This is a genomic window from Rothia sp. HMSC069D01 (genome assembly GCF_001810135.1).
Lineage (GTDB): Bacteria > Actinomycetota > Actinomycetes > Actinomycetales > Micrococcaceae > Rothia.
Map to the genome: position 1 here is coordinate 20,518 of NZ_KV800085.1, position 15,739 is coordinate 36,256.

9 protein-coding genes and 1 tRNA gene are annotated in these 15,739 nt (G+C 62.5%); 8 read left to right on the forward strand and 2 right to left on the reverse strand.

All coding sequences use genetic code 11. The annotated features are described in order from the left end of the window. Positions 1-324 precede the first annotated feature (324 nt). The 5 genes from HMPREF2710_RS02170 (at position 325) to HMPREF2710_RS02190 (ending at position 5,258) form a co-directional block, all read left to right on the forward strand. Positions 325-400: transfer RNA gene (locus tag HMPREF2710_RS02170), tRNA-Arg, on the forward strand. 385 nt (positions 401-785) lie between these two features. Further along, complete coding sequence (locus tag HMPREF2710_RS02175; protein WP_070599283.1) at positions 786-2,438, forward strand: DNA repair protein; 1,653 nt, start codon at positions 786-788, stop codon at positions 2,436-2,438. Next, positions 2,438-3,691 (forward strand): hypothetical protein, encoded by a 1,254-nt coding sequence (locus HMPREF2710_RS02180; protein ID WP_049361803.1) that lies wholly within the window; start codon positions 2,438-2,440, stop codon positions 3,689-3,691. The genes HMPREF2710_RS02175 and HMPREF2710_RS02180 overlap by 1 nt, the downstream gene beginning before the upstream one ends. A 293-nt stretch (positions 3,692-3,984) precedes the next feature. After that, entirely contained in the window at positions 3,985-4,305 is a 321-nt protein-coding gene (locus tag HMPREF2710_RS02185) for a 2Fe-2S iron-sulfur cluster-binding protein (RefSeq protein WP_005509285.1), read from the forward strand. 2 nt (positions 4,306-4,307) lie between these two features. Continuing rightward, positions 4,308-5,258: a DUF4232 domain-containing protein gene (locus tag HMPREF2710_RS02190; protein ID WP_012904175.1), complete on the forward strand. Its 951-nt coding sequence runs from the start codon at positions 4,308-4,310 to the stop codon at positions 5,256-5,258. Positions 5,259-5,409: 151 nt separating this feature from the next. Here HMPREF2710_RS02190 and HMPREF2710_RS02195 read toward each other — a convergent pair whose 3' ends face one another. Next, entirely contained in the window at positions 5,410-5,997 is a 588-nt protein-coding gene (locus HMPREF2710_RS02195; protein WP_070599284.1) for a malonic semialdehyde reductase, read from the reverse strand. A 147-nt stretch (positions 5,998-6,144) separates the two neighbouring features. On the opposite strand from HMPREF2710_RS02195, the gene HMPREF2710_RS02200 reads away from it, so the two are divergent. Further along, positions 6,145-11,613, forward strand: coding sequence for a DEAD/DEAH box helicase (locus tag HMPREF2710_RS02200; protein WP_070599285.1), 5,469 nt, complete (start codon positions 6,145-6,147; stop codon positions 11,611-11,613). 281 nt (positions 11,614-11,894) lie between these two features. Here the strand turns inward: HMPREF2710_RS02200 and HMPREF2710_RS02205 are convergent, their stop codons facing one another. Then, a complete protein-coding gene (locus tag HMPREF2710_RS02205) occupies positions 11,895-12,479 on the reverse strand; it encodes a TetR/AcrR family transcriptional regulator (protein WP_005507171.1) in 585 nt (194 codons plus the stop codon). A 572-nt stretch (positions 12,480-13,051) separates the two neighbouring features. Here HMPREF2710_RS02205 and HMPREF2710_RS02210 point away from each other — a divergent pair. Beyond that, a complete protein-coding gene (locus HMPREF2710_RS02210) occupies positions 13,052-14,200 on the forward strand; it encodes a pseudouridine synthase (protein ID WP_083303476.1) in 1,149 nt (382 codons plus the stop codon). Between the two features lie 163 nt (positions 14,201-14,363). Then, positions 14,364-15,626, forward strand: coding sequence for a glycoside hydrolase family 76 protein (locus HMPREF2710_RS02215; protein WP_070599288.1), 1,263 nt, complete (start codon positions 14,364-14,366; stop codon positions 15,624-15,626). The last annotated feature ends 113 nt before the right edge of the window (positions 15,627-15,739 follow it).

Sequence of the window (15,739 nt, forward strand, 5' to 3'; positions counted from 1 at the left end):
TTCTATAACGCCATTTCTTAAGTTCTGCGCATCACATTCTTAGAGTACGAGAAGATTTCTGTAAAGAATTTTTAGGTCGTATGGCGGGACCCTTCGGGGATTTTAGGGGCCTACAGCACCGGTTTTAGGGTGCCGAGAAAATATTTTGAAAAAATTTTACGCCACCAAAAACCCCGGAATCATGCGGTAAAACAGGGCATTATCGAGTCTTTCGGAGGGGATTTTGGGTCAATTTCGAGTTTTTCGGCTTGCGCACCCTTGGAGACATCCGTATAGTAGTACCTGTTGCCGCGACGGGTTGAAGAAATCCGAAGCGAGGAACATGCGCCTGTAGCTCAACGGATAGAGCATCTGACTACGGATCAGAAGGTTGGGGGTTCGAATCCCTTCGGGCGCACCACCGATCCCCGGTTCTTTGGAACCGGGGATTTTTTGTATGCCCAGAAGATAGACCCCGGAAGACACACCCCTGGAAGACATCTTTGGGAAACAAGCGCGCTGAAAACGCTCTGACACAAGCCCCGGGCAGAGCTCAAGCCACTGCACAGTACAACATGTTGCAGTACGACACGCCGCAGGCTCTAGCTAGGTGTAGCAAGGACGCTTCACCAGCTGACGCTGCCCCATCCGTGCCAAAAACCGCGCCCCAAAGCACCCCAACCTGTGAATCCACAGATTTATGCTCCCAGATGACGTGCCCCGGGGCACACCCGCCAAAAAACGCATAGGATGGAAAGAGGACCCTCCACACATAGGCTGGAGAGCAGACAACGCGAAGGAGCACTATGGCACAGCTATCCATTCCGCAGTCCCTGATAGGTGCACTCATCGATATAGCCGACCTTGGAACACTCGACTACTTCCCGCCCACCGAACGATGCGCCCACTGGTCCCTCTATGACGCGCAGCGCCAGGAGCTCCTCTGCCCCTGCACACCCGCCGCCAACACCACCGCGGAGAAGCTCTTTGAGGCCGCGGCGAAGATTCTCTACGAGAATTTCCCGCGATATATCGATTCGCCCGAGGAAATCATTCCTTATACTTCCCGCCAGGAACTCGTTGCCGCCCTACGCCGCGGCGATGAGGAAGCCAGCGACACTAAGCCTGCTGAAGAGGAACAGACCGACCTGCAGGCAACCGAAGCGGCCGAAGCCTCCATGGCTGAGACTCCCGTCGCAGAGGCCAACGAGGGTGTAGTGAGTGAGGACGCCGCGGTGAGCGCAACCGCTACTCCCCAGCCGGCAACCCCGAAGCCTGCGGCGCCGAAGCCGGCGCCCTCCCCCGCGCTCTTTGCCGCCCGCGCGGCACAGGCACCCGCCCCGACTCCCAGCCCTGCTCCCAGCGTGCCGGAAGAAGCATCTGTGGAAGCACCCGCAGAGGCAACAGCAGAAAAGACGGCTCCTATACCGACGCCCGCCACGGTTGCTCCCGCAGCGCCCAAGCCCGCAGCACCGAAGCCGGCAGCGCCTACTCCCGGTACGCCCTCCCCCGGCATGTTCCGCAAGTCCACGCTGACCTACCGCCCGCCGCGCATCGAAGAGTACCTGGAGGGTCTGCGTGCCCGCCAACAGGCTGCCGAAGCCGCAGAAGCTACCCATACGGCAGTAGCTAGCGAGCAGGCACCTGTTGAAGAGTTGCCCGTACTCAGCCAGTCCCTACCGAGTGCGCCCGCCGCTCCGGAGACGAATACCCCGAAGCCGAGCGCGCCGAAGCCCGCAGCCCCGGTCCCCGCTGCTCCGGCGGCCCTCAGCGAGCCCGCGGCTCAGCCGGTAGCCGCCGAACCGACCGCGCCTCGCGGCGTCAGCGAAGAGGACCGCGAACGCAGCTACCGCCTGCGCCCGAGCCTGCGCGCCCGCCTCGAACGCGAAAACATCAGCGAAGAGCTCGTGCGCACCATCCTGCGTGAAGGCGCGGCAGAACGACTCAACGACTGGACGATTCGCTTCACCCACGACGATTACCGGGTGGACGTCAACACCGCCTCCGCAGAAGTCATTACGGTCATTGACGAATACGACGCCGAATACAACGAAGCGGCGCAGGCATCCCTGGCGCAGGGCGAATACAACTCGCTCAACGCCCTGGAACTCGAATTCAGCGAGCGCGCCCGCACCTTCTTGAAGAAGAACCCGCCCTTCGTCTTCGATCTGATGCTTCATGCCCTGAGCAACCCCGAGAGCGTGCGCATGGCTGAAGGCTGGACCCGCATCTACGCGGCGCAGGGTCTGGAAATTGCGATTTCGCCCGATGAGCGGACCGTTATGGCTCTGGCGAAGACCCCGGATTTCCATCACCTGCACGCCGAAACCCTGCGCAAGGCGCAGCTCGAAGAGCTCAGTAATGCTCTGGCTCAGCAGGCGGAAGAACCAGAAAATGCCGCTGATTGGGCAGAAGATGGCGCAGCCCAGGCAGAAAACACCGTTGAGGAGGAGAAATAATGTCCGCTAAGCAGATTACCGTTCCTCTTGAGGTGTACGTTCGCCTGCAGGAGCTTGCCTCCCTCGCAACCTATAGCTACCGGGAGAACCAGGGTTCCGAAGAGAGCGCGGCAAACGATAAGCCGTGGGATTTGCTCACTAAGGACGGCGCCTCCCTGCTCGATGAGAACGGCGCGCTCAAGCCCGAAGCCGCAGAGCTCTACTTCACCCTGTTGCCGCTCATCGCCCAGGAATTCGTGGAGCAACAGCAGGCACTCGTGGACGCATACCGTCAGGCGCCCAAGCCCGCCGCCGCACGCGCCAAGATTCGCCCCTCCAACCAGCGCCTCATCCCGCTGACCGAGGTGCCGCTGGAGAACCAGCGTATTGCCGCGCGCATCGAGAAGGAATTCTACGGCGAGGTGCCGCCGCGCCGCCGTATCTACGGCGTGCTCCCGGGCGTGATGGACTATATGATGCGCCACGGTCTCACCTACGAGCTACTGCTGGACATCATCGAATCGCCCGCAAGCACCGTGGTTCAAGAGAGCGCGCAGGAGAACCGTTACGGCCGCGAAGTCACCCTCTACACGCATGAAGAGGAAGGCTACCAGGTGGTGCTCAACCCCCTGACTGCCGAAGTGCTCGCGCTGCGCCCGCTGCAGGCTCTGGCGGGAGGCTACCAGCTCTCCCCCGATGCTCAGGCACAGCTGAAGGCGCTCGGTCTGACCGGCGAGTACATTGCCCGCATCCTGGATGAGGCTGAGGACCGCCGCCCAATTCCCGGCAGTAGCCGCACCGTGTACTCGCTCAACGGCTACCAGGTGGAGTTCTCGCACTCCGACCAGCAGGTAATCCGTATTAGCCGCGGCACCGCGCCCAGCCGTAACCCCTTCGAGTCGCAGCCGAGGATGAGCGGCACAAAGAGGCAGCGCGGCCGCAAGATCCCGCACGATGTGGATGCGTTCGTGCAGCTGTTGCAAGAGCACGGCTTCACCATCACCATGGGCGGTAAGCACTACGATATTCGCCACGAGAAGCTGGCTCCGGGTCAGAAGGCGGTCACCTCCGTGACCCCCTCAGATTCGCAGCGTTGGCACCTGAACTCGGCACGCCAGATCCGCAATACCTTCGGTATCGACCTGCGCTACGCCGACCCGCGCGATAGCGTACGCGGTATTGTGCGCGGTCCCGGAGGAAGCGTCCAGAATTCCGATAACCACAGCACAGAAAAGCAGGACGCCGAGAAGACTGCGGAGAAGGAATCCGAGTAGCTCTTCGTCACAGTTGAAGCATAGCCGTTGAAGCGCGCCCGCGTGCCGGTTCTTTATACTGCCCCCAGCATGTCTTTGCATCTGGGGGCAGTATTCATATGCGCCTATATCCCGCGTTGTCAGGGCAATACGGGGTAGACTGGGGGCAATACAGACATGCTATTCAGCATAAAAATTAATATGCGTTCCCGTGATATGCGTGACGGTAGGGTTGGGGATGCGCCACAAAGTACGGTGAATAACAGCCCCTACCTCTACAATAGAAACGCATCACTACAGAAGAAGGAGAACGCATGGGCGTAACGATTAAGGTCACTGACGAAGCAGGCGTAAACTACGACATTCAGTGGGAAGACCACCACACCCTCCTGGAAACCCTCCAGGCTAACGGCGTGCCGGTCCTCGCAACCTGCGGTGGTAACGCATCCTGCGCTACCTGCCACGGCTTCATCGACCCCGAGCACTTCGAGGCTTCCGGTGAGCGCACCGAAGCTGAGCAGGACCTGCTCGACATGGTCGACGATGTCGCCAACGAGTACTCTCGCCTGTGCTGCCAGGTCGAGTACGCCCCCGGTATGGACGGAGCAGAAATCCAAATGCAGGCGGCGATGTAATCATGTTTAAATCGGCTCAGGTACTCGCATCAACCACCCTCCTCTGTTGCGTGCTAGCGCTCAGTGGATGCGGCGCGTCCCAGGCCGGTCAGGAAGCTGAAGGCACCTCGGCCCAGCCGAGCGCTTCGGCTTCGGTCAAGCCCGGCACGATTCGAGTAGCCTCCGACGGGGCTACCCCTTCGGTGAGCCCGGGCTCCATTACCGTGGTGAACTCCCCCGACGCGGAACACCACGAGTCTTCCTCTGAGCACTCCGAGTCTTCCTCCCACACCGAGACTCACGAGTCGAAGCAGAGCTCTGACTCTCATTCCTCTGAGTCCTCCCACGAGGGTTCCGAGCAGAACAAGTCGGACGACTCTGATTCTCAGCAGGACTCCCAGAAGAGTTCAGACTCGTCTTCGCAGTCGGGTTCTCGCTCTTCGGGCAACTCTTCGAACTCCTCCGGTTCCTCGAACTCGTCGAATTCTTCCAACTCCTCGAATTCCTCGAGCTCTTCGGAGAAGTCCTCTAACTCCTCCAACAACAACGTTGAGGGTCCCGGCCAGTGCGATTTGGATGACCTGAACGTTTCGGTTGCTATTGGAGAAGGCTCCCCCGGCGCCCGAAACTACACCCTGTACTTCCAGAACTCCTCGAACTCCCCCTGCACCCTGCGCGGCTACCCGCGCGTGGTCCATGCGGGTCCTTCGGGAACCTGGGTTGGTCGTGAGGCTTCCACCTCCGACGAGTACATGAACCCTGCGGGTGTGACCCTCAACCCCGGCGATAGCACCACCGCGGTACTGCGTTCGGTGTACCCGGCACGCTTCGGTGACGATTGCGGTAGCCGCCCGGTTCAGGGCTTCCTGGTGGGTCTTCCCTCCGGTTCCGGTGGCGTGATTGTTCCGCTGGATACGACCGCATGTTCCTCGTCTGTTCCGCAGCTGTCGGTGGGTCAATTTGGTGCCCGCTAACGCGGCGTTGCAGATGTGACAACATCTCTGGCACGTTGTGTGCGCATATAGTTCGCATATAGTTCAAGGGCGGTTCCCCTCGATGGGGAACCGCCCTTGAACTGTCTATAAACCTAGGGTTTAGCTTGAGCTATGCGGTAGCCGCACGCTCTTAGAGGGAGCGAGCGACCTCGTCGTGGCTGAAGCGTGCACCGCGCGGGTATGCGGGAGCCTCGCCGTGACCGATGTTGACGACGAGGAAGGGGATCTCTGCGTTATCCGCGAAGAATTCCTTCTTGATGCCGGCGAAGTCTGCGCCGGTCATGGGGCCAGCATCCAGGCCGAGGGCGCGGATTGCGGTGATGAAGTAGCCTGCCTGCAGGTGAGCGCTCAGCTCAGCGGCGGGGGTAGCAAGCTCCTCGGAGGTGTAGAAGCCCTTGATGAAGCCGGCAGCGTTGGGGTTGAAGGTGTCAGCATGCTCTACCCAGTTTGCGTCTGCGGAGAGAATCGCGGTGACCGGTGCCGCCTGAGTCTTAGCCTTGTTGCCGTCTGCCAGGTGTGCGACGAGGCGCTCGTGTGCCTCGGGGCTCTTGACCCAGGTGATGCGCAGGGGCTGGCTGTTGAAGGCGGTGGGGCCGTAGAAGGTCAGCTCCTGGATGCGGCGCAGCTGCTCGTCGGTGACGGGCTCCTCGGTGAAGGAGGAGACGGTGCGCGGCTCGTGGAAGAGGTTAATGAGCTGTTCGTCGGTCAGGCGGGTCATGGTGGTGCTCCTTTGTGTTGTTCTCTCAGTCAATTACTTTACAAGTAAAACATTACGGGCTTGTTAGGAACCTGTCAAGCACATCTTCCTCCCCCAGCCCCCAACAATTCAAGAGGCGCACACCATAAACCCCGCCATAATAGATACATGACCGACGCACTCTCCCACTTCTCCGCACCCGTACGCGACTGGTTCCGCGCCACCTTCAGCGCACCCACCGCCGCCCAGGAAGGCGCATGGGAGAGCATCCGCAACGGCAACAACACCCTCATCATCGCCCCCACCGGCTCCGGCAAAACCCTCGCCGCATTCCTCTGGGCACTCGACGCCCTGCACCGCGAACACGAAGCCGGAACCGCAGGCGGCACGCGCATCCTCTACATCTCGCCCCTCAAAGCACTCGGTGCCGACGTCGAACGTAACCTGCGCGCACCCCTTGCCGGAATCACCCGTCTGAGCGGAAACAACACGGGTGAACCCAGCATCAGCGTGGGCGTGCGCAGCGGCGACACCCCCGCCCGCGAACGCCGCCAGCTCATCAGCAACCCGCCCGACATTCTCATCACCACCCCCGAATCCCTCTACCTCATGCTCACCAGCGCCGCCCGCAACACCCTCGCGGGCGTCACCACCGTGATTGTGGACGAGATTCACAACCTCGCCGCCACCAAACGCGGCGCGCACCTGGCGGTCTCCCTCGAACGCCTCGACGCGCTCCTCGAAAAGCCCGCACAGCGTATCGGCCTCTCCGCAACCGTCGAAAACCCGGAGGCGGTCGCCCGGTTCCTCGGCGGCATTCAGCCGGTGACCATCATGAGCCGCCCGGTCGCCAAAGAATGGGACCTGCGTCTGAGCGTGCCCGTACCCAATATGGCGGCGCTCGGAGGCGCCAACGACTACGGGCAGGGGCTCTACGCCCCATCAGAATATGCGCCCTCGGAGGCGCCGGGTGGCGAGGGCTCAGCTTCTGCTGGTTCACCGGTAGGTGCGGCACGGCCTATCTCTAGTGCCGTAGACATCCCGGCGAGCGCGCCCTACACACTGGAAGATGCCATTGGCGTATTCCCCGGGCAGGCAAACCCGGCGCGACAGAGCGATAACACCGCGCCCAAAAATACGCTCACCATCCCCGAAGAATCACTCCGTGAAACCGCCGATAGCGAGCGCCCCGAGACCTCCATCTGGCCGCGCGTACAGGAGCGCATCGTAGACCATATCGAGAACAACCGTTCTACGATTGTTTTCGTTAACTCACGTGGACTAGCGGAAAAGCTCACCGCGGCACTCAACGATATTCACCTGCGCCGCGTCCTCACGCAGCGGGGAATCGACCCCGAAGACTACGTGGCAGGCATCTGCGACATCGCCGAGGTGCCGCCGCTCGCCCGTGCGCACCACGGCTCCGTATCCAAGGAACAGCGCACCCTCATCGAGGAGGCGCTCAAGGGCGGAACCCTGCGCTGCGTGGTCGCCACCAGCTCCCTGGAGCTGGGTATCGACATGGGTCACGTGGACCTCGTAATCCAGGTGGCGGCGCCTCCATCGGTTGCCTCCGCGCTGCAGCGCGTGGGTCGCGCCGGACACCGCGTGGGCGAAATTTCGCGCGGATTCTTCTACCCCAAGCACCGCGGCGACCTGCTCGGTGCAACCGTCACCCTCGCCGGAATGCGCAGCGGAACCCTCGAACCGCTTGCCGTCCCCACCAACCCCCTGGACGTACTCGCACAGCAGACCGTCGCCGCCTGCGCATTGGGCCCCATCAGCGTGGACTCCTGGTACGAGGCGCTACGCCGCAGCGCACCCTACGCCGAGCTACCGCGCGCCCTCTTCGACTCCGTGCTCGAAATGCTCGCCGGACGCTATCCCTCCGATGAGTTCGCCGAACTGCGCCCGCGCATCATCTGGGACCGCACCCCCACCGAGGAGGCACCCTCCGGAAGTATTGAGGGCCGCCCCGGTGCGCAGCGCCTCGCCGTCACCAGCGGCGGCACGATTCCCGACCGCGGGCTCTTCCCCGTCTACCTGGTCAGCGGCGATGAAGAGCGCGGCCCCAAGCGTGTGGGTGAGCTCGACGAAGAAATGGTGTACGAATCCCGCGCCGGCGAGGTCATCACCCTCGGCGCGAGCAGTTGGCGCATTGAAGAAATTACGCACGACGCGGTACGGGTCTCCCCCGCACCCGGTCAGCCCGCGCGCCTACCCTTCTGGCACGGCGACCGCATGGGCCGCCCCTACGCCCTGGGCGTGCAGACGGGTGCGTTCACGCGCGCCCTCTCCAGCCTGGACGCCACCGATAGCGCCGCCGCCCGCCAGCAGCTCGAACAGCTCGGACTGGACACCTGGGCGGTCGATAACCTGCTCGCCTACCTGCGTGAGCAGCGCGAATCCACCGGAGCGGTCCCCTCCGACACCCGCATGATTGTAGAGCGGCACCGCGACGAACTGGGCGATTGGCGCGTGGTCCTGCACTCGCCGCTCGGCTACGGGGTACACGCGCCCTGGGCGCTGGCGGTGCGCGCCCGCATTGAGGAGCAGTACGGGGTGGACGCCTCCGTCATGGCGAGCGATGACGGCTTGATTCTGCGCCTGCCCGCCGTGGAGGATGTGCCGCCCGGCGCTGACCTGTTCCTTTTCGACCCGGACGAGCTGGAGGCGATTGTCACCGAACGCGTGGGCGATTCGGCGCTTTTTGCGTCTCGGTTCCGTGAGAATGCGGCGCGTGCCCTGCTGTTGCCGCGCCGTGATCCGGGTAAGCGCACCCCGCTGTGGCAGCAGCGTCAGCGTGCGGCGCAGCTGCTGGATGTGGCGCGTAAGTACCCTGATTTTCCGGTGCTTTTGGAGACGGCACGCGAGTGTCTGCAGGATGTGTACGATGTTCCGGCGCTGGTTCAGGTACACCGTTCGTTGCAGTCTCGGGCGGTGTCCATGCTGGAAGTTGAGACGAACGACCCTTCGCCTTTTGCGCGCACCCTGCTCTTTGAGTACGTTGCCGAGCACCTCTACGACGGCGATGCGCCCGCCGCCGAACGCCGCGCCGCCGCGCTGTCACTGGACCCGGCTCTGCTGGCTGAGTTGCTGGGGTCGAGCGGTCTGCGCGAGCTACTGGACCCGGCGGTTCTGGTGCAGACTCAGCAGCGTCTGCAGCGCACGGGTGAGCGTTACCGCGCCTGCGGTGTGGAGGGCGTGGCGGATTTGTTGCGTCAGCTGGGCCCGTTGAGCGCGCAGGAATTGAGCCTGCGTTTGCGGGCTGACAGCTTGCTGGCGGCGGCACCCGGCATTGAGCATGAAGATTCCGAAGATTACGGCGAGGAGTACAGTGCGCACGCCAGCACGGATCAGGCGCGTGCTCTAGCGGAGGAGCTGGTGCGCTCGCGCCGTGCGTTCTCGTTCATGGGAGCTGCCGACATGGGAGCTGCCGACGGTTCCGCCGAGCCGCAGCTGTACTATGCGGTGGTTGAGGATGCCGCGCGTCTGCGCGATGGGCTGGGCATTATGCCCGCCGCGGCGCTTCCTGTTGCCCTTTTGGAGCCGGTTGCGGAGCCTTTGGAGGATCTGGTTTCTCGCTACGCGCGCACCCATATTCCCTTTACGGCACAGCAGGCGGCGGAGCATTTTTCGCGCCTGACCCCGGTGGGTGTGGGCGTGCTGACTCCGGTGTTGCAGCGTCTTCAGCAGCAGCGCCGCCTGAGCTCTGGCGAGTTCCTGCCCGAGGTGCTGCGTGCTTTGGGGTCTGCCGGTGTTGAGTGGGTGGATGCTCAGGTTTTGCGTACGATTCGTGCCCGCTCTCTGGCGGCGTTGCGTGAGGAGATTGAGCCGGTATCGGCACAGGTCTATGGCGTTTTCCTACCTTCGTGGCAGAACGTTCGTTCTTTATCCGTGCGGGTTGCTCAGACCCTGCCGGAGGCGAGCGCCTACGGTGCGTTCATGCCCTCCCGCCGCGCCGCCACGGTGGTGGGCGAGAGGGTGGCACCCCTCGGCTCGGCGGCAGAGAATGGCGCAGAACATACGGGACAAGATTCCGCCTCCGCCACGGAGAATCTGCTCACCGCCATCGACCAACTGGCGGGTGTGCGCGTACCGGCTTCCGCGCTGGAGACGCTGATTCTTCCGGCACGCGTGCCCGGCTACCAGCCGCACATGCTGGACGAGCTGATGGCAAGCGGCAGGGTGTTCTTCACCGGCGCCGGGCAGCTCGGCGGCGGTAGCGCGCAGAAGTCTGACGGCTGGATTCGCCTGCACTTGAGCGAGAGTTCCTCGCTGACTCTGGGTGAGGACTACCCAGAGCAGCTGTTGCGCGCGGAGAACCCGGAGCTTTGGGAGGCGCTGCAGGCTCCGGGCACGCTCGAGCACGCCATCTATGAGGCGCTGGCTCACGGCGGCCTGTTCGTGCCGGCGCTGCGTGAGCGGGTGGCGCAGCTGATGAGCGCTGCGGCACCTGCCGGTCAGGTGGTGACTTTCCCGGATACGGCGGAGATTTCGGCGGCTCTGTGGCGTCTGGTGTGGGCTGGTGCGGTGACGAACGATAGTTTCGCGCCGGTTCGGGCGATGCTTGCGGGCGTCCGCAGTGCACATCCGACTCCGGCGGCTCCTGCGCGTCTGACGCGGGTGGGCCGCCGTGGTGCGGGGCGTATTGCGGCGGCGCGCGCCTCCATGGGTAACGGCTTGGCGGGCGGTTACGGCGCTGATAGCTATGGTTCCAGCGGCTACTCTGCGCCTGCCGCCGGGCGCGGTCTGCGCTCCCTGCGCGGCGGGCTCCATGCCGTCGCTCCCGCCGTTGCCCCGCAGGACAGCGGCCGCTTCTCGCGCGTGGACACACTGTTGCAGGAGCCGGTGGAGGCGACGGTTACGGCGCTCGCACGCGCCGACCTGCTGCTGGACCGCTACGGTGTACTGACTCGCGGGTGCCTGCAGGTGGAGGATTCTGCCGGCGGGTTCTCGCAGCTGTACCGGATTTATTCGGCGGCTGAGGATCGTGCGCTGGTGCGTCGTGGCTACTTTATTGAGGGTTTGGGTGCGGCGCAGTTCGCCGCCCCCGCGACGGTGGACCTGCTGCGTTCTACCGCCGATAGCCTCAGTGTTCCCGCAAGTCCACAGGGTTTTGGTGCGACACAGGGTTTTGGTGCGAGCGCCTACGCCCCGCAGCGTACCGATACGGAGCGGGTGTACGGCACGTTCACGGTGACCCTGTTGGCGGCGACCGACCCGGCGAACCCGTACGGTGCGGCGCTGAGCTGGCCCGCGATTCCCTCCTTTGCGCACAAGGGCGAGGGCACCGTGAAGCACCGCCCGGCACGCAAGGCGGGTGCCTGCGTGGTGCTGGTGGATGGCGCCCCGGTGCTCTATGTGGAGCGTGGCGCGAAGACCCTGCTGGCTTTCACCACCGACCCGGTACTTCTGGAGGCGGCGGCCCCCGCCCTGGCGCGCCTGGTGTCCGCCGGTGGTACGGAGAAGATTTCGGTGGAGAAGGTCAACGATGTGGAGCTTTTGGGCACCCATACCTTGAGCGCCTCCGGCGGCGAGGTTATGGAGCATCCGGTGGAGGCTCTGCGTGCAGCACTGCAGGCACAGGGGTTCTACGCGACGGTTCGCGGACTGTCGCTGCGCCGTTCCATTTAGCCTTCTCCAGAAAGAGCCTCAAGCTCAACCTCAGATTAAATCAATTCCTTTAACCTCAACCTGAGCATCATAATGCCCCGCACCCTCACGGAAGGGGGTGCGGGGCATTATGTTTCCCTACTCACGAACCGGGTGGTGTTCCCGGATTCCGCCACGTCGCAAGCGGCGTGGTGGAGGAATAACCGCCCGGATGTCCACGTCGCCTTTGCCGTGGAGCACATAACCAAACATCGGAGCGGGAAGTCCTACGCTGACCTGTTACCTCTTAGGGTGACAGGTGGCTAGTAGCCGCCGGTGAGGGTGTCAACGGCACCCAGGCACAGGTCGATAGCTTCTTCGAGCCCGAGCCCGCGGGAGCGAACGGTGCGCTGATCGCGGGGGTTGAGCTGCACGACGTGCATGGCGAAGTAGTCGACGAGCTGCAACCAGCCTCCGAGGATGACGCGAGTGCGGTCATTAATCGGCATGCCGGTGCGTTCAAGCATCCATTCGAGGTAGTCGGTAGGGTTGTTCGGGAAGTCCTCCCCACCGGGGGTGGGAACGCCGGCTACAACGAGGAAGTACGTGCGTAGCGCATTGCGCAACGCCTCTTCGGGGTTTTCGTGATGCTCGCCCAGGGCCTCAAGGACTGCGTTGGCTTCGCGTCGGGTGACAGCGGCCGCCAGGGAGTCCTTGCCGGGGAAGTAGTGGTAGAGCAGGGCGCGGGTAATGCCTGCATCGCGGGCGATAGCGCTCATGGAGGCACCGAGCACGCCGCGGCGAGCGAAATGTTCTGCAGCGATTTTCAGAATTTGCTCTTCGCGTTCGTGCGGCTCCATACGCAGGGCACCGGTGCGAGGCTCCGCATTCTTTTGTGAATGTTCCATAACCTCTCCTATCGCATTTTCCGGTGCTTTGGAATTGTCCGATTGCACCGCTGTATTTGGGGGTGTTCCTTTAACCTCTGCATCCTTGCGCTGCTTCTGTCCCATTTCGACCCCTTCGTTCGAAATATCGAACTTCTGTGTCTTAATCGTACCGCTTTAAGGCTGTTTCCAGCCTTTATTAAGGTGTTTATGACGTAGGATGCCCAGGTTATCAGGTCTTTAATTGCTTTACATCTTTTATACTTAGAAAAACCACAGGGGCTAAATTGAGGGTTATTAGTTTCTGATTTGACAGCATTTTCGAAAATACCGCACTCAATCGATAGTTTTTGTAAAATTAATGCACTTTTTTTAAATTAAATGTCCAATAATTTCAAAAATTTGTGAAGTTTTCGTTTTCTGTTCCACGTATTCACACAAACATTCATGAGTGTCAGACAAAACTGTCTTCTGCAACCCACACCAAGCCCACGGCAATATTTCTAGCCGCCTCATCCGGCAGGCGGTCCGGCTCAGCTTACCTCGATCCTAACCCCGCTCAGGTGATAGGGTTCAGGCGGTAGAGTAGAGCCATGCCCGCACAGAACACCCCACGCCCGCAGCCTATCGCACGCCCCGATACACAGCAGGGAATACAGCTCGCCTATCAGGCAAAGCCTGCACGCCGCACGCATCACCGTCTGCTGACCCCTCCGCTGGCTCAGAAGAACGGTATCGACCCGATTCAGCTGATCCTGCCGCGCGTGGAGGAGCTCCCCGCCGAGCTCACCCCGAACAATACGGCCCCGGCAACCATTGCGGATTACCTGGTTGCGCGATTCTACCCGAACGACCCGCAGATTATTCACGCCCGCTTTAATACCGGTGAGGTGCGCCTCGATGACGGCACGGTGCTGACCAGCGATAGCCCCTATATGCCCGGCGAGCGCATCTGGTACTTCCGTGAGCTTGCCGATGAGCCGCAGCTACCCTCCGATATGCCGGTGCTCTACGAGGATGAACACGTGCTGGCGATTGATAAGCCGCATTTTCTGCCGACCACCCCGCGCGGTGCCTATATTGCGCAGACCGCGCTGACCAAGCTGCGGGTGCGCGAGGACAACCCGCTGCTGATTCCGATTCACCGCCTCGATCGCCCGACCGCGGGCGTGCTGCTCTTCGCTAAGACCGTGGAGGCGCGCCGCCCCTTCCAGATGATGTTTCAGCACCGTCAGGTGTCGAAGACCTACCGCGCCGTGGCGCCGGTTCCCGCCGATGCTACCGCCGCCGAGCAGGCGTTGAGCGAGGAGGGCCTGCAGGTGCGTTCGCATATTCAGAAGATTCGTGATCAGTTGCAGGTTCAGCAACTTTCGGAGGAGCAGTGCGCGGCGCAGGGCGTGGAACCGAATACGCTGACGACCGTAAAGATTCTGCGGACTTTCACCCCGAGTGCGCAGGCTGTTGAGGGGTGGCGTGCCGAGCCTACACTGAACGAAAAACGAGAATGGACGCTCTATGATTTGGCGCCTCACACCGGCAAGACCCACCAGCTACGGGCGCACCTGAACCTTTTGGGCTCCCCCATTCTGGGCGATGTGCTCTACCCGCAGGTGCTACCCGACGCCCCAGACCGTCCTGAGTACCCGCTGCAGCTGCTGGCGTACAGCCTGCACTTTGAGCACCCCATCACCGGCGAACAGGTGGACCTGTACAGCGGGCGTTCGCTGGCTGCCGCCGCCTAACCCGTTTTTGAGTGGCGTTCACCTCGTTCCCCGCGGTGCATCTTCTCGGCGGGCTCTCGAAAAGGAATCACACCCGAGAGCCCGCCCACAGCATCCGGGCGCTCAGAGGGCAAAAAGTGGGATAATTTCAGACGTAATACTTCACCGCAACTACAGAGGGTCCATGAATTCCCAGCCGTCTTCCCACAACGCGCAGTCTCTGGAGTCGATTAGCGAGTACGCCGAGCGCACCTCCTCGCACGCCGCTACCGCAGCCGACAGCGTCACCGACACCTTCGTGCACCGCATCCTCGGTGTTCCCGGCGCCCTCATCGGTTCGGTACAGGTTCCCGACCCGCGCCCGCTGAGCCAGCGCCTGAGCATTTGGCACTACTGGTGGCAGGCGCACCTGCTGGACTGCATGATTGATGCCGGTCAGCGTCACCTGCGCGAGGGCGATATTACTGCCGCCCAGGAGCAGCTGCACCGCGCCCGCGCACTATTGCGCGGCATTAACGTGCGTAACTACGGCCGCTTCGCTAACGACTACTTTGACGATATGGCGTGGCTAACCCTCGCGGTGGGCCGCATGAACTCCTTCTGCATTGAACTGACCGGCGCTAATGATGTTGCCGCCCAGGATGCTGGCGCCGCCCTCTTCGAGCAGCTGGCGAAGGGCTTCTCCCCGGTGGGCGGCATGAGTTGGCGTAAGTCCAAGCGTGATTTTGTGAATGCTGCGGCGACCGCGCCGACCGCTCTGGCGTATGTGCGGGCGGGCGACCCGAAGACTGCCGCCGCGCTCATGGACTGGATGAACGAAACCCTCTGGGATGCAGAACGTTCGCTCTATATTGACGGCGTGAACGTGCGCGGCGACGAGTACGAGTACGAGCGCAGCGAATTCACCTACAACCAGGGAACCGCCCTGGGCGCCCTGCTGAGCCTCGCAGCTTCCGGTGTGCCCTGCGAGGTGGACCCCGCCGAGCGCGCCGAGCGCCTCATCGTCGGCATCGTCAAGCACATGACCGAAGAGGTGGAGTTCCTCTCCGGTGCGCGCCGCCGCATCCTCATCTCTCACGGTGACGGCGACGGCGGCCTGTTCACCGGCATTCTCGTGCGCTACCTGGGCATGGCGGCGTCCTCGCCGCTGCTCAGTGATGAGGCGCGAGCGCTCGCCTCGACCCTGGTGTACTCGACCGCACGCGCCCTGTGGGAGGGTCGCCGCGAGTTCGACCCCAACCTGCCGATGAACGAGTACGGCATTGACCCGAATGAGATTCGCGGTAAGGCGCTCGTGCAGTTCTCCCCGCGGTTCACCGAGCCGATGAGCAAGGTTGTGAAGCCCGGTGCACCGGTGGAGCTGTCCACTCAGGTGCAGGCGTGGACCATTTTTGAGACGGCGGCGCGTCTGGCGCATGCGCGTCACCTCGCCTCCCACAGTTTCTAAAAGCACAGTTTCTAAAGTACGGCTTCTAAAACCCTGCTGTTCTTTGCCCCCAGCCCTCATCTTCTCCCTTCAGTGCAGAAGGTTAGGGCCTGTGCAGAAGGTTAGAGCTAGAT

Coding starts and splice junctions, on each gene's coding strand:
- HMPREF2710_RS02175 (WP_070599283.1), top strand. CDS start 786: ATGGCACAGCTATCCATTCCGCAGTCCCTGATAGGTGCACTCATCGAT.
- HMPREF2710_RS02180 (WP_049361803.1), top strand. CDS start 2,438: ATGTCCGCTAAGCAGATTACCGTTCCTCTTGAGGTGTACGTTCGCCTG.
- HMPREF2710_RS02185 (WP_005509285.1), top strand. CDS start 3,985: ATGGGCGTAACGATTAAGGTCACTGACGAAGCAGGCGTAAACTACGAC.
- HMPREF2710_RS02190 (WP_012904175.1), top strand. CDS start 4,308: ATGTTTAAATCGGCTCAGGTACTCGCATCAACCACCCTCCTCTGTTGC.
- HMPREF2710_RS02195 (WP_070599284.1), bottom strand. CDS start 5,997: ATGACCCGCCTGACCGACGAACAGCTCATTAACCTCTTCCACGAGCCG.
- HMPREF2710_RS02200 (WP_070599285.1), top strand. CDS start 6,145: ATGACCGACGCACTCTCCCACTTCTCCGCACCCGTACGCGACTGGTTC.
- HMPREF2710_RS02205 (WP_005507171.1), bottom strand. CDS start 12,479: ATGGAACATTCACAAAAGAATGCGGAGCCTCGCACCGGTGCCCTGCGT.
- HMPREF2710_RS02210 (WP_083303476.1), top strand. CDS start 13,052: ATGCCCGCACAGAACACCCCACGCCCGCAGCCTATCGCACGCCCCGAT.
- HMPREF2710_RS02215 (WP_070599288.1), top strand. CDS start 14,364: ATGAATTCCCAGCCGTCTTCCCACAACGCGCAGTCTCTGGAGTCGATT.